The organism is Algoriphagus sp., from assembly GCF_013373065.1.
GTDB lineage: Bacteria > Bacteroidota > Bacteroidia > Cytophagales > Cyclobacteriaceae > Algoriphagus.
Genome location: NZ_JABXIN010000013.1, coordinates 13,082 through 29,223 on the forward strand (window position 1 = coordinate 13,082; position 16,142 = coordinate 29,223).

Genomic DNA, 16,142 nt, shown 5'->3' on the forward strand with positions numbered 1-16,142 from the left:
AATTATACCATTCATAAAATTGTCCTCTTGATCGTATAGGACTAGTGTACTTTTGTGAGATCAACTAGTCTATGAGAGTTCTATTAAGCCTATTAATCCTAGGAAATGTCTTGCTGTTTGGTGCCCAGCAACAGGCATTTTCCCAACAAGTCAATGCCTTCGCTTTTAAAGTAAAGGATCCGATTGTTCTTGATGGAGTTTTGGATGAGGAAATTTGGACTTCAGAAGAAGGTTGGAACGATAATTTTACCCAATATTTTCCCTACGATACTTCTGCCGCCGCCGCACAAAGTCGGGTGAAAATTGCATTCGATGAAAATAACCTGTATCTCGCTGCGGTCATGTTTAATAATGGTCCAAGGAAATATGTGTCTACTTCCTTGCGTCGAGATTATCGGGGAGAGCAAAATGATGGGATTAGTTTTGTCTTCGATACCTTTAACGACAAGACTAATGCCTTTCAGTTTGGAATCAATCCTTATGGTGTGCAACGAGAGGCACTTTTGGCAAATGGGGGGGCACGATCCGAAGACCTGAATTTGGCTTGGGACAATAAATGGTTTGCAAGAGCCTCCATTCATGAAAACCATTGGCAAATAGAGGCAATTATTCCACTTTCAACTTTACGTTTCAAGGACGGCGCTCAAAACTGGAATGTCAACTTTTACCGAATCGATAGCCATTTGGGTGAACGTAGTACTTGGGCACCAATCCCCCGAAATTTTCCGATTATTTCTACTGCATTTAGCCGAAAGCTAATTTTTGAAGAACCGCTCAAAAAAAACTCAGCCAATATTTCCCTGATCCCTTACATGGCTGCCCGAACCTCCACGAATTATTTGGAGGGTACTTCTGAAAAACTCACTCCGGCATTTGGAGGGGACGCCAAGGTTGGAATTGGCCCAGCTCTGAATTTGGATTTGACTTTTAATCCAGATTTTTCTCAAGTGGAGGTCGATCAGCAGGTAACCAACTTGGACCGATTTGAGATTTTCTTTCCTGAAAGGCGACAGTTCTTTCTTGAAAATGGAGACCTTTTTGCCAGCTTTGGTCACCCTTTAGCAAGGCCATTCTTTTCCCGAAGAATTGGAGTCGACCGAGATGAGGCTACTGGTCAAAATGTGCAAAATAAAATTATCTATGGAGCCCGACTTTCTGGGAAAGTGACGGATGATTGGCGCGTTGGTTTGATGAATATGCAAACTGCTACCGAGGAAGAACGCGGCATTGTAGGTAAGAACTTCAGTGTCATGGCAGTTCAGAAAAAAGTCTTTTCTCGTTCCAATGTGGGGTTGATTTTTGTGGATCGGGAGTCCTTGGCTGTGGATGAATTCCAAAGCCTTTTTGATCCAACTGCCTACAATCGTATGTTGGGTGTAGAGTACAACTTAGCCTCTGAGGATAATCGTTGGACTGGAAAGGCTCTTTACCACAGGACTTTTGAAAGTACTGAAAAGGAGGCTCCCCGAACGCTCAATGCCTATCTTTTGTACAGTGATTTGCATTGGCGATGGAGCATCAGTTATTTGGATATCGGCGCGGGATACAATCCAGAGGTTGGTTTTGTACCTCGGGTAGATTACAAAAGATTTAATCCTGATTTAGGCTATCGATTTTTCCCAAAATCAACGTTTATCAATAGCCATGGCCCGCAAGCGGAATATGAATTGAGATGGAATGAGGCCTTTGGGTCGACAGACCGGGACATCAAATTTCAATACGAAGTTCGGTTCCAGTCTTTAGCCCAACTGACGTTCGGCTATACGAATAGTTATATCTATTTGTTTGATGATTTTGATCCTACACGAACGGGAGGTGAGCCATTGCCTGCTGGCACGGACTATACTACCGACCGCTTTGGGTTTGAATTTCGAAGCAATCCTCGACAGCCGTTCAATGTCAGATTAGAAGGTCAGGCAGGAGAATACTTCACTGGAGATATTGCCTCGCTTCGAAGCGAAATTGCTTGGCGAATTGGGTATATAGCAAATATCGGAATGAATTTTAGTTATAATCGCATCCGTCTTCCGGAGCCTCAAAATGATGCGGATTTGCTTTTAGTTGGCCCTAGAATCGATCTTACCTTTTCAAAATCCCTTTTCTGGACAACGTTTATCCAATACAATAATCAGATCGAAAATATCAATATCAACACGCGCTTGCAGTGGCGTTTTGCCCCTGTATCCGACTTCTTCCTAGTTTATACAGACAATTATTTCCCAGATTCCTTTAGCCCCAAACAGCGAAGCTTGGTATTGAAGTTGAATTACTGGTTGAATATTTAAGGTCTGGGATTTCCAAATAGGGCTTCCATTTTACTGAGGATTCTTCCTTTGCGGTAGCTATTCCAGGTTTTTTCGATTTTTCCCTCTGGACTGATTAAAATATAGGTGGGCCAAACTTTTACTTCATAAAGCTGGGTAACCTTCCCGGTTTTATCCCAGAGATCCGTCCAGCGAATCAATTCTTTGTGCTTTTTGGCTCCATTGAGCCAAATATCCCGACTTTTATCATTCCAAATACTTATTACCTCGAGGCTTGCACCAAATCGGCTAATAATCTCGCTTATTTCCGGAAGTGCATCCAGGCATGGTTTGCATCCGGTAAAGGAAAATTCCAAAAAGGCAGTATTTTCCTTCAAAATCATTTAAAGAAACCTGTTTTCCTTCTCGACTTTCTAGAGAAAAATCAAGGCTTTCCGACCCTTCTTTTACTTCAAAGGACATCCCAGTTAATTCGAAATTAGAGGCAAAGCGTTTAAAGGAATTTAAATTTTTTAGCTCAGGAGAAACTTGATTAAGTGCCTTCTCTAATTCCTGCTTTGAAAAAATTTCAGATTTCGAAATAAGCGCATTCAAGGCGACTTCTTTGTCCAGATTTTCCAGAATTAACGCCTTTTTCTTTTCAATTCCGCTTTTCTCAATCTCACGGGAGAGTTCTTCAAAAGGATGCTTCTGATCAATTTCTAATGTGGATAAGTCATTCACCTGACCACTAATTTGATATGTTCCATCCCCAACCCAGAATTCTCGTTGGTCAATTATTTTACCGTTGTTTTTTATGATATAAAAGGAAATCTGGGAAGGTTTTTCCAATTTCGCCCTCAATTCCCCTTCAAACTTATTCACACTTTGATAAACCTGCTCGTCAAAACTGGTTCTCAAAACATCTTTTCCCGAAAGCGAACCTTCTAAATCAATGATGATTTGAGTTTCTTGAGCTGCTACGGGTAAATAAAGAATATAAAATAAGAGAGGAAAAAGCAGTCTAGACTTTATCATAAGTAAAGCTAAATTATTGAATAGCTTTACGGGAAATTTTGTTTGTTAGTTTTTACTAGCCTCAATTCTAACCTTTGCTCCCGTCATCAGGATTCGTCGATAGCCTTGTTGAGTATCCGAACTTACCTCCTTGCCTAAGATTTTTACTTTGGAATAACTTTCAGGAATTTCAATCGATAAGCCCCATTTCTTTTCGCTTTGTTCTACTTCAATGACAAGTTCCCCGTTTGATTTTTGATAGCTGAGTGAAATTTCATTTTCTCCTACATGTACTTTTTGAATGGAAGCATTTTCCCAAGAGCTAGGCATCTGAGGACGAATGTGGATAACTTTATTGCCTGTATCGGGCTGTATACCAAAGAATTGAGTCACCATGGGAACCGCATAACTGTACAAATTCCAGGCTTGGGTAAACATTCCATAATCTGGCGATACTTCGTAAATGGAGCCGGGCAAGGCAAAGCCAAAGCTTCGTGTCATTCGTTTTAGGTAATCTAGTGCTGCATCGGGATTCCCATACTTGTTCTCCCCGATGGCAGAAACACCGGTAGGCAAAGTCATAACGGCACCGGTATAGGAAAAGGCCTTACTTCCTGCAAACGAACCATCCTCATTTTCTGCGCTTTCATCCCGGTCGATTCCAGTGACAAATACGCCAAATGGATTGGTATATTTCCTTCCCGTCTCTAAGGCAATTTTAGCTTTTTCGGGATCAGCAACCCCCACTTCCATGGGTGTATTGACCACCCAATTGTGATAAAGGACAAATCCTCTCTTTTTATCGTTGGGCAATGTGGATAACTTCGCTTTGGTGGCTTTTAGTTCTTCCACTGCCCAAGGTTTGTTTAGTGTATCGGCTCGGATGATAGCTCCATCAATAAGATGAAGCGCATCTTCCACTGTACCGATAAAATCTGCATAGCTTCCAAATTCATCAACCCAGAAATCGGAATTGATTTTCTCAGCCAAGGTATCTGCTGTCTGTTGATAACTTTCAGAAAGGGCTGTTTTTCCCAAAATTTCAGCCATTTTGGAGGCATCTGAAAATGCTTTGTAACTATAAGCCGCCACATCAATCATTTCTGATTTCAAGCCATGGATTTCCATCATGCCATAGCCGTCAGCTAATAGATTCCCATCCGAATCATTTTCCTCCAAAAGCCAATTCAGACCTTTTTCCGCAGATGGAAAATACTTCTCCAAAAATTCCCGGTCCCCGGTCCAACGATAAACTTCCCAAATAGTGGATACCCACTGGGGAGTTTCGTTGATATTTCCTGGATTGAAAACCACGCCATTGGTAGAAGCTTCATGAATGATGCGCCCATTGCCATTGGTTTTTTCGGAAAGATTGTGGATTAACGCTATGGTACTGTAAACCAGATCTTTTTGTCCCGTTGCCAGCAAACCTTGAATTGTGTATTCACTATCCACACCAAAATACCAGGGATAATCCGGTAGTCCTGCTCCAAACCCTCTTCCCATTTCAGGCACTTCTCTGACTAGCCACTGCGTGTTGTATTTCACCCATTCAAAGGCTTTTTGGAGTTCTGGGTCTGGAATTTCAATTTTTGATTTTTCAAAAACCGCTTGAAAATTGCTTTTCTTCGAAAACCAATCAGATTGGAGATTATTCCGCAAGTCTGCTAAGGTCTCCAATGCCTTCAATTCGCTTTCTGTAGAGCCTGCAATGAAAATCGGGAAAATCAATGTTGAGTTTCCGGGTATAGTCAAATTTACCCCAAAGGCAGCTTTCTTGCCCTTGCCTAATGATTCGAAGGAACAAATCTCCTCTCTTGGAGTAAGGGGAATTCCTGCTTCACTTCCCCAAACCGTATACCAATCGTTTCCTTGGTCTTTTGCGGTAAAGGTACCTGTCAATTCATTGAAGTTAATCTCATCTTCTAGATCGATCATTCCGCTTCTATCCCCCAACCAAACGGGTCGAAGATCCACTTGTGCCACCCATGAAAAATCGATGCTTTTCTCCTCAGAGGATCCATTTTCAAAACGATAAAAAATAGCCAAGCCTTCCCTACCATCTGGAACGAAGTGAAGCCGGTCTATTTTTAAGTCTGAAGCAATAGTTCCGAAATGGATCCGGTTAGAGAATGGATAATTGATGAAATTTTGGCCTTGATTTAGACAAATTGCTTGCCCTTCTATTTCAACTTGGGCAGAAAAACCATCCATTAATTTGATGGGATGCATCCAAATGCCACCCATTTCTCCCTCCACATGCCACCCTAAATCCGGGAAACTCCCATCTTGATGCCCAATCAAATAAACCCGATCTCCAGCCGTGACGAATGGAGAGTTTAAATAATTTGCATTGCCTGAAAGCCCTTCCTGATTTTCAAGATCATTAAAAAGGACCGCATAGGGATTACTTTGCTCTTGGCATGAGGCCAATAGTAAAGAGATTAAAAAAAGATAAACAAGTGTATTTCGCATTTTTAAACTAGTCCGATTCGGGGTAAAATGAGTTTTCAGATAAACTGTGAATATAAAAAATCACGTCATTCTTAGAATTTAAATTTTTTAAAACACTTCGATTCCACAGCCTGTTGGGACTACATGAATTTCAAAAGAATCATTGTTTGGTTTCGAAATGATCTTCGAACTAGAGATCAAGAGGCACTTTATAAGGCTTGCCAAACCGGGGCTGAAGTGATTCCGGTCTATTGTTTTGATCCTCGTCATTTCGAAGCAACTGTGCTTGGATTTCCGAAGACTGGGAACTATCGAACAAAATTTCTTTTGGAATCCATTCAAGACTTGCGAAAGAACTTACAAGATCTGGGAGGAAATCTGGTTTTATTGAGGGGTAAACCTGAGTTAGAGGTAATCACCTTTGCGGAGCGGATTGGAGCTGATGCAATTTTCTTCTCAGAAGAAGTAACCGCTGAAGAGCGAAATGTGGATAAGCCTTTGGAGAAAGCAGCCTGGAGTAAAGGTATTGCTACAGAAAGCTTTTGGCAGAGCACCTTGTATCATATCGATGATCTTCCATTTCCAGTAGCTCAAATTCCTGAAGTTTTTACGCAGTTTCGAAAATCTGTGGAAAAAATGGCGGCTGTTCATTCCACTTATCCACAGCCAAGTTCCATTAATTTTCCCTCGAAAGATCTTATTCCTTTGGAAGGTACACTTCCTGATATTACTACTTATGGTTTGGAGGAGCCTGAGGCCGAGCACCGGTCGGTGATGCAGTTTGATGGTGGAGAAAGTGCTGGTCTCAGGCGAATCCAGTCCTATTTTTGGGAAGAGGATAGATTAAAATTCTATAAGGAGACTAGAAACGGGCTTATTGGTTCCGATTATAGTTCCAAGTTTTCGGCATGGTTAGCACTGGGATGTATTTCTCCTCGAACTGTTTATGAGGAGGTAAAGCGCTACGAAAAAGAGCGGAAAAAGAACCAGAGCACTTATTGGTTGGTATTTGAGCTGATTTGGCGGGATTATTTTCGTTTCATCTGTAAAAAACACGGCAATCAAGTTTTCCACATTGGTGGCATCAAACATCAAGAGGACTCCTGGCGAAGGGATAATGCTGATTTTCAGCGTTGGTGTGAGGGGCAGACGGGAGTTCCTTTTGTTGATGCCAATATGCGGGAATTAAAATACTCTGGTTTCATGTCGAATCGGGGCAGACAGAATGTGGCTAGTTTTCTGGTCAATGATTTGGGAATTGACTGGACGTGGGGAGCAAGCTATTTCGAAAGTCAATTGATCGATTATGATGTTTGCTCCAATTGGGGAAATTGGATGTATGTAGGAGGCGTTGGGAATGACCCTCGAGAAAATCGCTACTTCAATATTTTGCGTCAGGGTAAAAATTACGACCGAAATGGAGATTATGTGCGTTTGTGGATTCCTGAACTTTCCAAACTGAACGGATTTGGAATCCATCATCCTTGGGACTTATCCACAGCTGAATTGAAAAGTGCTGGAGTGATTTTGGGAGCTACTTATCCACAGGCTATGGTTGATTTAGAGGGAGTATATTAAAAAAATGATTGTGGATAAGTCAATTTGACTTGCTACGTTTCTGTTTAATTTTTTCGCGAAAATTTGGATTGGGTTTCCAAAAAAGAAAAAACTCAAATGCAGCCCAAAATAGGATATAGAATAAAAGTGATAAATAGGATTCTGGTTGTTCAAGAAAACTCCAATCAAATCCTAACTTTAATCTGTAATTGCCTAAGGTTACGATCCAATTGACCACACCAACCAGAACCGTCCAAATCCAAAATGTTTTTAGAAAAAGCGTAAAATCAGGGAATCGCTCTTTTTTCATTTTTCTAATAATCCATTTTTAATTCCCCAAAATCCGGCTTCAAAATCTTTTTGCGTCCTAATTCCAATTGATACAAATATTCCCCTAACTCTGCAAAGAATGGTAAGCCAATCGTCTCGGTTTCATAGGTATCATCGTTCAACGTTTGATTCTTATTGGTGTAAATAATCGCTGAGACAAAGAATTCCACTCCGTTTTCATAATCCACAAAATAGGTTCCGTCAATTAGGTGTCCATAAGCCCAACCGGTTTTATTAAAGATTCGGAACCGATCAGGAATGGGACTTTTGTCAGTTCCAAACTTGAAAAATTTGGAATAACTGTCGTAGAAATCGGGACCCTCATACTTTGGAAAATCGGATTCACCCGGTAGCATACTCATGTATGTTAGGATGAATTTTCGATGCTCATCATTCAAATGAAAGCGCTCATCCTCCATAAAGGATCGAGGAAAAATGATGCGTTGTACTACCCCATGAAGGTCTGACAATGCAAATTTGTTTTTATAGGTAAACTCCATCCCTTTTTCAATCAAGGAATCACCTGCATAGTAAGCTAGTCCAATAACTGGTCGCTCTGGGTTGGAATAGATACTTTCCGTCTTTCGTTCTGGAATTTCAAGGATTACTTCTCCGGATTTATCCACAAATCGAATTGGATTGAAATAGCGATTTTCAATTTCGTTTGCTGGATAACTTAATCGATGGTTGATAACGGTATGATTCAGACCTTTTTCAGCTAATTTTTGATTAATATAATCCTGACCCAATAGCTCATAAAGGCGATTGTATGCATCATTGTCAGATACCAATAGGATTTTCTTGATGTAATGCCCAATGCTTGGAAGCGAGTCTGCTGATGAGTTATCCACATTAGCGGGTAATTGGGAAGGGCGAACCGAATCAGTCAGCATGGGGGTATTCAAAGTGAGGTTATCCACATTTTGTTCTTCCAGCCATTCTAGAGCTAAAATGGCTACTGGAAGTTTGACCGTTGAAGCGGGATAAAAGTATCGTTCATCATCTAAGTTGAATGAAAAAGTTTCGAACATAGGATTCATATGTTCATTTCGGTCAATCCTGGTGAATAAGATTTGAACCTGGTACTTATCCACACTATCTAGGACCTTTTGAAGGATGGGATAAGGTTCTATACCATCTTCAAAGGGTACTGGCTCTTTGGGGGAACAAGAAAAAATCAATAAAGCAATCGTAAAGAAATAAAGAAAGATTCGCATGCTGTTTTATGAAACTAGGTTATCCAGAATATCGGCTAAGAATTGAATATCTTCTTTTTCGTGAAAAGCTGAAAGAACAATCCGATTTACCTTTGGACTATGGGAGTGTGGATAAGGAAAACTGGAGGTTATGATTCCTGATTTTTCAAGCTGTTCAACCCAGAGATCTTTTGTGTATCGAAAAATCGGAAAATCTGCATATCCCACCACTTGAGGGAGAAAGGCTGTTCGCTCATAGAAATATTGGATGTTTTCTTTGAGCTGTTCTTGAGCAACCTCATAGGTATGCTGCATTTCGAGGAAGGTCTGTAGATGAGCAGGTGAACCCGGAGAGGCACCGGTAAAGAGCGGTGTTGATTGTATTTTTTCCAATTGTTGCTGATCACTCAAGACAATACCTGCGGGGAGACCCAAGCCTTTTCCAAGCGAACCGGAAACCGTCAAATGAATCGAACTGTGTTTCCATTTCGAATAGGTTCCGAAGATTCCATCTCCCACAATTCCAAAAGCATGGGAATCATCAATCAGAAGAAATACCTTGTGTTTTTTGGCGATTTCTTGCACCCAAGCATAATCGTGTATTTCAACATGTAAGGCATCTACCGCATTCCCAATAATTAGAATGCTCTGTGGAGACAGGCTTTCCGAAAGTTCTAAGCAGTGATTTTTCCATTGTTTAAAACTTAATTGGATACCTGCCTTAAGGCCGTCAGGGATGATTGACGGATGGGCATCGGGACCAATCCAGACTTCTTCAGATACCTCCCTTAAACTTTTCCATGCAGCAATGCCAGCTAGGTAGCCGGAACTAAACACTGCAGCACCTTCAGCTCCAGCTGATTGAGCAAAATATTCCTCAAACTCATCAAAAACCTGGAGTTGTATGTTGTTTTTGCGGCTTTGCCCAAAATTGGACCCGTATTCGAAAATATTATTGGCCAAGACGTCCAAAAAGTCTGAATTCTGAGCAATACCCAAATAGGAGGTGCCACTGAAATAGAAGTATTCCTTTCCTTCTACTTCAATCAACCTTCCTATTCCGGTATTTATATTGTGTTTTTTCAAGTAGGATTATTTCGCAAAAATCTGTGATTCGTCTTGGAATGATTTAAACTCCAAAGCATTTCCACAGGGGTCCAAGAAAAACATGGTGGCCTGCTCTCCTACTTCTCCTTTGAATCGAATATAAGGTTCGATCACAAAGTCGATTCCATGGGCCTTGAGCTTATCTGCCAAATCATGCCACTCTTCCCAAGGAAGAATTACTCCAAAATGTCGGACAGGTACATTTTTCCCATCTACTGCATTGGTTTTTGCTTGAGCTAATTCTTCAGGCTTGATATGCGCAGAGAGCTGATGTCCGAAGAAGTTGAAATCAATCCATTTGTCCGTGCTTCTACCAATATCGCAACCCAAAAGGTCGCCGTAAAATTTCCGGGTTTCCTCGATATCCCGAATCGGGAATGCCAGATGAAAGGGTTTAAATTGGCTCATATTGTGTACATTCGTTTGTAAATTTTTCATCCTAAAGATATGGCAAAAAAGCAGAAAGTTTCATTGGTTTTGAGTAGTGGTGGAGCTCGCGGATTAGCCCATGTCGGTGTCATTGAAGAATTGGAGGAAAGAGGCTTTGAAATTGCTGAAATTGCGGGTTGCTCCGCTGGTGCACTGGTTGGCGGCATGTATACTGCAGGCAAGCTGGCAGAGTTTAAAAACTGGATATGCAATCTGGATCGGATTGATGTCTTTTCCTTGATGGATTTCACCTTCTCTAGCCGAGGTTTTATTAAGGGAGAGAAAGTCTTTTCCGCGTTGAAAAAGGTGGTCCAAGATTGTCAAATTGAAGATCTTCAGATTCCATTTTCCTGCAATGCTGTAGATGTCCATAGTGGGAAAGAGGTGGTGTTTTCAAAAGGAAGTTTGTTAACCGCCATTCGAGCTTCCGGTAGTATTCCTTCTGTGATTATTCCGGCAAAGCAAGGGAAACAGCAATTGATTGATGGAGGTGTATTAAATCCAATTCCGATCTCACTCTTAAAAAAAGCGGAAAATAACCTGGTGATGGTGGTGGATGTAAATGGACTCGATCAGGATTATGTTTCGCCTCCAAAAAAGGATTCCGAAGGAAACCGCTTTATTTCGCTTCCAAAATGGCTTTCTGAATACCGAGATAAGATGAAGCAATATTTTCCAGATGATGAAGAGGAAGAAGAAAAGCCCACCTCTTTTTCAGCCTTGGATTTGGTGAGCCGTTCCTTTGATTTGCTGCAGGACCGCTATTGTGAAATGGTGATCGCTCAAAATAATGTGGAGGTTTTAGTCAAGATTGCACGAAAGCAGGCAGGAACTTTAGAATTCCATCGATCGGCAGAAATGATCGAAGTAGGCCGAATTAAAGCAAAAGAAGCCTTAGATAAATGGGAAAATGGAAATAGCTGAGCTAAATCGCCTGCTGGGCAATGTGGATATCTATCTTTTGGACCAAATTTTAAAAGGACGGTTTTCCAAGGAAATGCGAATCCTGGATGCGGGCTGTGGAGAGGGAAGAAATACGGTATATTTTATCAACCAAGGCTATCAGATTTTTGGTATTGACCCCAATGAACTGGCCATTCAATATTGCCGATATCAGGCAAAAAGCCTTCAATCTGAATACGATGTTCATCGCTTTCAAGTTGGGCGGCTTGAGGAAATCCCTTTTCATGCAGAGGCCTTTGATGCCGTTATTTGTTCAGCAGTGCTGCATTTTGCGGAAAGTGTGGATAACTTTTGGCAAATGATTTCAGAAATCCACCGAGTTCTAAAACCAGGAGGAATCTTTTGGTTTCGGATGTGTACCGGCTTTGGCGGGATTTTAGAGCAATCCAAACCTTTGGGAAAGGGTAAGTTCTTGCTTCCAGATGGAACAGAGCGCTTTGTTTTGAGTAATGAGCAACTGAAAGAATTAGAGCAAAAGGGGTTTCGGTTCTTAGAAGCTACCAAAACCGTTTTTGTCCTTGATCAGCGGGAAATGGGTGTTTTTTTGCTAGAAAAAATATAAATACAATTTAATTGTAAACAATATAAAATGACGCTTCAATACGCCTTAGAACTTGTAGGAACCTTTGTTTTTGCCATTTCTGGTGCCTTGGCAATTCGTGAACGGGAGCATGATCTGTTTGGAGCGGGCTTTACCGGTTTTATTACGGCTATAGGTGGAGGAACCTTGCGAGATATTTTATTGGATGCCTATCCGCTGGTTTGGATAGGTGATATTTATTTTTTGTATGCGATTTTATTGGGCGTATTAGCAGCTTTTATATTTCCGAATTTTCTCAGTCGATTGAGAAAGACTTTTTTCCTATTCGATACATTGGGGATAGGGTTTTTCACGGTTTTGGGGGTGGAAAAGGCACTGAGTTTGGGGGTTAGGCCAGAAATCGCTGCCATTATGGGGATGTTTTCTGCCGTGATGGGAGGAGTGATTCGGGATACCCTGACGAATGAAATTCCGATTTTATTCCGAAAGGAAATTTATGCATCCGCCTGTCTAGCAGGAGCGATTTTATACCTGGTATTGAATTATTTTGGATTGGATCGAGATTGGAATTTATTGATTTCCATGTCCACGGTGATTTCTATTCGAATGATTGCGGTGAAGTATCAATTGAGTTTACCGAGATTGGATTAAGGAGTTTGGCGCGCCAAGACGCAAAGTCGCACCGGATTTTTTCTCCCGCAAAGAATCGAAGAGGCATAGGTTTGGTTCCGTCACTACGAGCGAAGCTTGTGGAGCGCGTTAGTATCAAACTACTATTGGATATAGCTTTTTGACTTCACTCTAAAAAAAGAAGGTCTTTTCTATGTGACTATGTGGTTCTTTTTTTTAAAACCACATAAAAACATTGCACATAAAACAGAGCTTATTAGAGGCTTAATGCCTTGCAAAATCATTTGCTCTATCCAATTTGGAAAAAAGAAAATCAGCCTATTCTTTAGGTTGGAGATGCGGAAAAGAATTACTCCACTTTAGATTTAAATCTTTGCGCCGTCGCGACTTTGCGATGGCATTAAAATTTAAAATCCATCACCGCAAAGCCCAATTCGTCCTCCACATTGACATAGGACCAGAGCTTGCCGTCTTTGAAAAAGGGGCTGCTAGGTGTTTTGTCTAATTCGGGAAGAGCTGTCTCTCCGATAAGATTCAAGTTATTATCAAAGGCAAACAAAAATACTTCTGCCTTGGAGGGAGCCTCGGGATCATCACCTTTGGGCTCATAGATCCTCCCAAAGCGATAGAAACGTTTGGTTTGCTCATCGTACAGGAGTTTTTCAAACCCGATCTGGGTCCTTGCCTTTTCCATTTCAGCCCTAAACTCCTCCAAGGAGGAGACCTCTCTTCGGATCGGAGTCTCCTTTTGATTAGATACTAGGCTAAAGTCATACTCAAATAGTTGGAGAGAATCCTGACCCGGTTCCAATCGATAAATGCTATTGCTCGTTTCAGCAGTGATATAAAATTTCCCAGCTATTTCCTGTAGTGAAACCTCTTCCATGTAGATAGAAAAACCATCGCCGGATTGCCAGAGAATTAGATATTCTCCCGCAATGTCCAAAGCTGGAATGGGTAGAACAGTTCCGCTTTTGGTTTCCAGATTGATTTTTGCCATTTGGGTGGTACCCTCCATAAAGTCACCTGGAAGAGAATAGGCTATTTTTCTATCGGGAGAGAGGCGGATGGAGTTGGTGACATTGAATTGGGCATTTTCTCCCAGGCCCTCAATGTCGAGTTCCTCCGGCTTAAGGGTCAGATCGAGAACCTTTTTGCCTTGTTTATTAAAAATTCCCGTCGATTGAAAATTGGAAAACAGGAACTCTTCACCCGGGAGATATCGGGAAGTGGTAATAAAATTAGATCCGATGCCATTTGGACCTTCCTTCTCAAATGGAATTTGCTCCTCTAAATAAAGTTCATCCAAATTGATTTTATTCATCTGGGTGGTCGCCTCATCAAAAAGATAGAAATAGGTTTTGGTCTCATCCAAAGAGCTTCCCCTTACTCCCCTAGAGAGATTGATAATTTCTTCCCCTGGATCAACCACCAGTGTATCCACACTGAAAGTGAAGTTTTCGAGGATATTGGATGGTGTTGATTCGGCAGAATCATTTTCTCCGCCACAGGAAAAAGCCAATGCAGCGAACAGGCTTGGAAAAAGTAGTTTTTTCATAAAATAGTTATTCAGAAATCTAAAGTCATGATCACAAAGCCAGGATCCTCGTCGACGGGAAGGTAGTTGTATATTTTCCCTTCGTAGAAAAAGCTTTGATAAAAGAAATTGGAGAGGTTTTCAAGTTCGGTTTCGCCGAGTAAGTTGAAATTTTCATCGTATGAAAAAAGATACCAATCGGATTTTCGCGGTTCGCCGGTTTCCAAAAGGCCATTTTGTTTGTTGGCAAAACGGAAATATTGCTGACGGCTATCATCCCAAAGTAAACCCATGAAAGAGACCTGATTCCGGATTTGCTGGGCAATTTCCATCAGTTCCTCTCGCGATCCTGCCTCCGTTGGGAAGTCGCCGCTTTTTCCATTAGGGACCAATTGATGGTCAAATTCGATCAATTTCAATTCTTTACTATTCCAGTCATATACATAGATGTCGGCTGTACTGGCAGAATATATGACAAATTGATCGCGAACTTCCTGAATAACCAGATTATCCCCCATAGTCGTGGTGCCGCCACCTTGTGAAAAGGAAGCCCTGAATTTTTTGGTGATTTCCAATCCGGGTAAAGAAAGTACTTGTCCTGTTTTGTTTTCCAAATCCATCAATACGAGGCTTACGGACTCCTTTCCGTATTCTAAAGGTCTGGAAATAGCCAACTTTTTATCCGGACTGACATGCAAAAAGCCATACAAACTGCTTAAGGACTCATCCAAACCTTCATATTCTTCAGGCAGGGCTTTGATATCCAGGATTTTTTCTGTCTGATCATTAAAAACTGCCTGAATGGCATAGTTGGCTAGCATGAATTCTTCGTTGGGGAGAACTTGAAAAAAGTTGATAAAATCGGGAGCTTGATTTGGTCCGTCTTTTTCAAAAACAATTCGACGCTCCAGCTTCCTTTCTCGCAGATTATACCCATGAACTTCCGTATTCATGCCATCTGCGAAGTAGATTCGTTTCTTATCCGTGCTAAGTCCAAAGCCAAAATAGGCAGTGGCATTTATGATCTCTTCTCCGACGTCTACTTTGATGGTATCCATTGTAATTTGGAGATTTTCTAGTTGGTTTTCGGTATAGGAATGAGAGCCTGAGGGATTTTCTTTTTGTTGATCAGGTGTGCCGCAGGCAAAAAATAGGGCAAGGGAAAGCAGCAGGATGATTTTTTTCATAGGCATTTTTAAAATCTCCCGTAAAACTAAATTTATACAGCTAAAAACCTAGTGAATAATTGTTAAACCCGTTGATATGATAAGGACTTTAATTTAACCACCAAATCGAAAAATTGAGCACGCTTGCAAAGGTCACCCAAGCCAGGTAAGGAATCATCAACCAAGAAGCCCAGGAAGAAACAGGCTTGAATTTTTGGATACAAATGAAAATCAAAACCAACAAGGGCAAAATGATGATCAGTCCCATTAGCGGAGATTCCATTCCAAAAAATGCCGGGGACCAAATTCCATTTAGGGCAAGCTGTACAAAATACAAGGTCAACAGGTTCTTTTTCTGGGGGTGATCACTTTTCCAAATTAAGTAGCAAGCGATACCCATCAGAATGTATAAGGTGGTCCATACTGGACCGAAAAGCCAATTGGGTGGATTGAAGCTTGGTTTGGAAATGGTTTGATACCAGCTTCCAACCGAAGAAATGGTGAAATAAGCCCCTGTTCCACCGACCAATTGTGGAAGAATGAGGCTAATGATCAATTTGAGCCAATTGGGCATTTTTAGAGAATTTCTAGTAAGGTACGGAAAGCCAAGGCCTTGTCCTGATAACGTTCCAGGGTTTTTGCACGCAATGTGGGAGCAAAATTCTTTTCGTAATCCTGCATTCGCTCCATGCTTTCTGTAAAGAACTGAACCGCATAATTGGTGCTTCCATCATCGGCTTCATGCAAGAGTCGAAGAAATTTGTGTTCGGTAAACATACCTGTAGCCATGACTTCCGGAATATGCGTTTCCCTCATCCATTGGATAAAATCAGACTCAATTTCCGGTGACACGTTGATGGTTACATTATAGAGAATCATCCTTTTTTTCAATTAATTACTTTCCTTTGTCAACAAATTACGATTTGCAAAGTTAGGAATCCCAAACAGAAAAAAGTATTTCTGCCAACCCAA

General features: G+C 41.2%; 15 protein-coding genes. 5 read left to right on the top strand and 10 right to left on the bottom strand.

The window, feature by feature from the left end; translation table 11 throughout:
* The first annotated feature begins 71 nt into the window (after positions 1–71).
* Positions 72–2,285, top strand: a complete 2,214-nt coding sequence (locus HWE15_RS08965; RefSeq protein ID WP_290507184.1) for a DUF5916 domain-containing protein — start codon at positions 72–74, stop codon at positions 2,283–2,285.
* Here HWE15_RS08965 and HWE15_RS08970 read toward each other — a convergent pair.
* The 3 genes from HWE15_RS08970 to HWE15_RS08980 are packed head-to-tail and all read right to left on the bottom strand — an operon-like array spanning position 2,282 to position 5,735.
* The gene (locus HWE15_RS08970) at positions 2,282–2,620 is read right to left on the bottom strand and encodes a thioredoxin family protein (protein ID WP_290507185.1); all 339 of its coding nucleotides are present in this window, start codon (positions 2,618–2,620) and stop codon (positions 2,282–2,284) included. The two genes, HWE15_RS08965 and HWE15_RS08970, sit on opposite strands and share 4 nt — an antisense overlap.
* Positions 2,553–3,281, bottom strand: coding sequence for a hypothetical protein (locus HWE15_RS08975; RefSeq protein ID WP_290507186.1), 729 nt, complete (start codon positions 3,279–3,281; stop codon positions 2,553–2,555). The genes HWE15_RS08970 and HWE15_RS08975 overlap by 68 nt, the downstream gene beginning before the upstream one ends.
* A 45-nt stretch (positions 3,282–3,326) precedes the next feature.
* Positions 3,327–5,735: a glycogen debranching protein gene (locus HWE15_RS08980; RefSeq protein ID WP_290507187.1), complete on the bottom strand. Its 2,409-nt coding sequence runs from the start codon at positions 5,733–5,735 to the stop codon at positions 3,327–3,329.
* A 123-nt stretch (positions 5,736–5,858) separates the two neighbouring features.
* Here HWE15_RS08980 and HWE15_RS08985 point away from each other — a divergent pair, with 123 nt between their 5' ends.
* Positions 5,859–7,292 carry a DASH family cryptochrome gene (locus tag HWE15_RS08985; RefSeq protein ID WP_290507188.1) on the top strand — a complete coding sequence of 478 codons (1,434 nt, stop codon included), beginning with the start codon at positions 5,859–5,861 and terminating at the stop codon, positions 7,290–7,292.
* Between the two features lie 293 nt (positions 7,293–7,585).
* Here the strand turns inward: HWE15_RS08985 and HWE15_RS08990 are convergent, their stop codons facing one another.
* Genes HWE15_RS08990 through HWE15_RS09000 form a run of 3 tightly spaced genes read right to left on the bottom strand, consistent with a single transcriptional unit; the run spans position 7,586 to position 10,312 of the window.
* On the bottom strand, positions 7,586–8,818 hold the full coding sequence (locus tag HWE15_RS08990; protein ID WP_290507189.1) for a serine hydrolase: 1,233 nt from the start codon (positions 8,816–8,818) through the stop codon (positions 7,586–7,588).
* A gap of 6 nt (positions 8,819–8,824) precedes the next feature.
* Positions 8,825–9,883, bottom strand: a complete 1,059-nt coding sequence (locus HWE15_RS08995; RefSeq protein ID WP_290507190.1) for an aminotransferase class I/II-fold pyridoxal phosphate-dependent enzyme — start codon at positions 9,881–9,883, stop codon at positions 8,825–8,827.
* A gap of 6 nt (positions 9,884–9,889) precedes the next feature.
* Positions 9,890–10,312 carry a VOC family protein gene (locus tag HWE15_RS09000; protein WP_290507191.1) on the bottom strand — a complete coding sequence of 141 codons (423 nt, stop codon included), beginning with the start codon at positions 10,310–10,312 and terminating at the stop codon, positions 9,890–9,892.
* Positions 10,313–10,351: 39 nt separating this feature from the next.
* Between HWE15_RS09000 and HWE15_RS09005 the strand changes: the two genes are divergently transcribed.
* Genes HWE15_RS09005 through HWE15_RS09015 form a run of 3 tightly spaced genes read left to right on the top strand, consistent with a single transcriptional unit; the run spans position 10,352 to position 12,488 of the window.
* Positions 10,352–11,257, top strand: coding sequence for a patatin-like phospholipase family protein (locus HWE15_RS09005; protein WP_290507192.1), 906 nt, complete (start codon positions 10,352–10,354; stop codon positions 11,255–11,257).
* Positions 11,244–11,858, top strand: a complete 615-nt coding sequence (locus HWE15_RS09010) for a bifunctional 2-polyprenyl-6-hydroxyphenol methylase/3-demethylubiquinol 3-O-methyltransferase UbiG (protein ID WP_290507193.1) — start codon at positions 11,244–11,246, stop codon at positions 11,856–11,858. The genes HWE15_RS09005 and HWE15_RS09010 overlap by 14 nt, the downstream gene beginning before the upstream one ends.
* A 27-nt stretch (positions 11,859–11,885) precedes the next feature.
* Positions 11,886–12,488, top strand: a complete 603-nt coding sequence (locus HWE15_RS09015) for a trimeric intracellular cation channel family protein (protein WP_290507194.1) — start codon at positions 11,886–11,888, stop codon at positions 12,486–12,488.
* Positions 12,489–12,867: 379 nt separating this feature from the next.
* On the opposite strand, the gene HWE15_RS09020 is transcribed toward HWE15_RS09015, so the two are convergent.
* From HWE15_RS09020 to HWE15_RS09035, 4 genes are all read right to left on the bottom strand, one after another.
* Positions 12,868–14,025, bottom strand: coding sequence for a DUF4221 family protein (locus tag HWE15_RS09020; protein WP_290507195.1), 1,158 nt, complete (start codon positions 14,023–14,025; stop codon positions 12,868–12,870).
* 11 nt (positions 14,026–14,036) lie between these two features.
* Positions 14,037–15,191, bottom strand: coding sequence for a DUF4221 family protein (locus tag HWE15_RS09025; protein ID WP_290507196.1), 1,155 nt, complete (start codon positions 15,189–15,191; stop codon positions 14,037–14,039).
* An 88-nt stretch (positions 15,192–15,279) separates the two neighbouring features.
* Entirely contained in the window at positions 15,280–15,744 is a 465-nt protein-coding gene (locus tag HWE15_RS09030) for a TspO/MBR family protein (RefSeq protein WP_290507197.1), read from the bottom strand.
* Between the two features lie 2 nt (positions 15,745–15,746).
* Positions 15,747–16,049 carry a DUF4286 family protein gene (locus tag HWE15_RS09035; RefSeq protein WP_290507198.1) on the bottom strand — a complete coding sequence of 101 codons (303 nt, stop codon included), beginning with the start codon at positions 16,047–16,049 and terminating at the stop codon, positions 15,747–15,749.
* Positions 16,050–16,142 lie beyond the last annotated feature (93 nt).

What these genes read in the sequence shown, in the direction of transcription:
- HWE15_RS08965 (WP_290507184.1), top strand. Translation starts at nt 72, where the DNA reads ATGAGAGTTCTATTAAGCCTATTAATCCTAGGAAATGTCTTGCTGTTT.
- HWE15_RS08975 (WP_290507186.1), bottom strand. Translation starts at nt 3,281, where the DNA reads ATGATAAAGTCTAGACTGCTTTTTCCTCTCTTATTTTATATTCTTTAT.
- HWE15_RS08980 (WP_290507187.1), bottom strand. Translation starts at nt 5,735, where the DNA reads ATGCGAAATACACTTGTTTATCTTTTTTTAATCTCTTTACTATTGGCC.
- HWE15_RS08985 (WP_290507188.1), top strand. Translation starts at nt 5,859, where the DNA reads ATGAATTTCAAAAGAATCATTGTTTGGTTTCGAAATGATCTTCGAACT.
- HWE15_RS08990 (WP_290507189.1), bottom strand. Translation starts at nt 8,818, where the DNA reads ATGCGAATCTTTCTTTATTTCTTTACGATTGCTTTATTGATTTTTTCT.
- HWE15_RS09000 (WP_290507191.1), bottom strand. Translation starts at nt 10,312, where the DNA reads ATGAGCCAATTTAAACCCTTTCATCTGGCATTCCCGATTCGGGATATC.
- HWE15_RS09005 (WP_290507192.1), top strand. Translation starts at nt 10,352, where the DNA reads ATGGCAAAAAAGCAGAAAGTTTCATTGGTTTTGAGTAGTGGTGGAGCT.
- HWE15_RS09010 (WP_290507193.1), top strand. Translation starts at nt 11,244, where the DNA reads ATGGAAATAGCTGAGCTAAATCGCCTGCTGGGCAATGTGGATATCTAT.
- HWE15_RS09015 (WP_290507194.1), top strand. Translation starts at nt 11,886, where the DNA reads ATGACGCTTCAATACGCCTTAGAACTTGTAGGAACCTTTGTTTTTGCC.
- HWE15_RS09020 (WP_290507195.1), bottom strand. Translation starts at nt 14,025, where the DNA reads ATGAAAAAACTACTTTTTCCAAGCCTGTTCGCTGCATTGGCTTTTTCC.
- HWE15_RS09025 (WP_290507196.1), bottom strand. Translation starts at nt 15,191, where the DNA reads ATGAAAAAAATCATCCTGCTGCTTTCCCTTGCCCTATTTTTTGCCTGC.
- HWE15_RS09030 (WP_290507197.1), bottom strand. Translation starts at nt 15,744, where the DNA reads ATGCCCAATTGGCTCAAATTGATCATTAGCCTCATTCTTCCACAATTG.
- HWE15_RS09035 (WP_290507198.1), bottom strand. Translation starts at nt 16,049, where the DNA reads ATGATTCTCTATAATGTAACCATCAACGTGTCACCGGAAATTGAGTCT.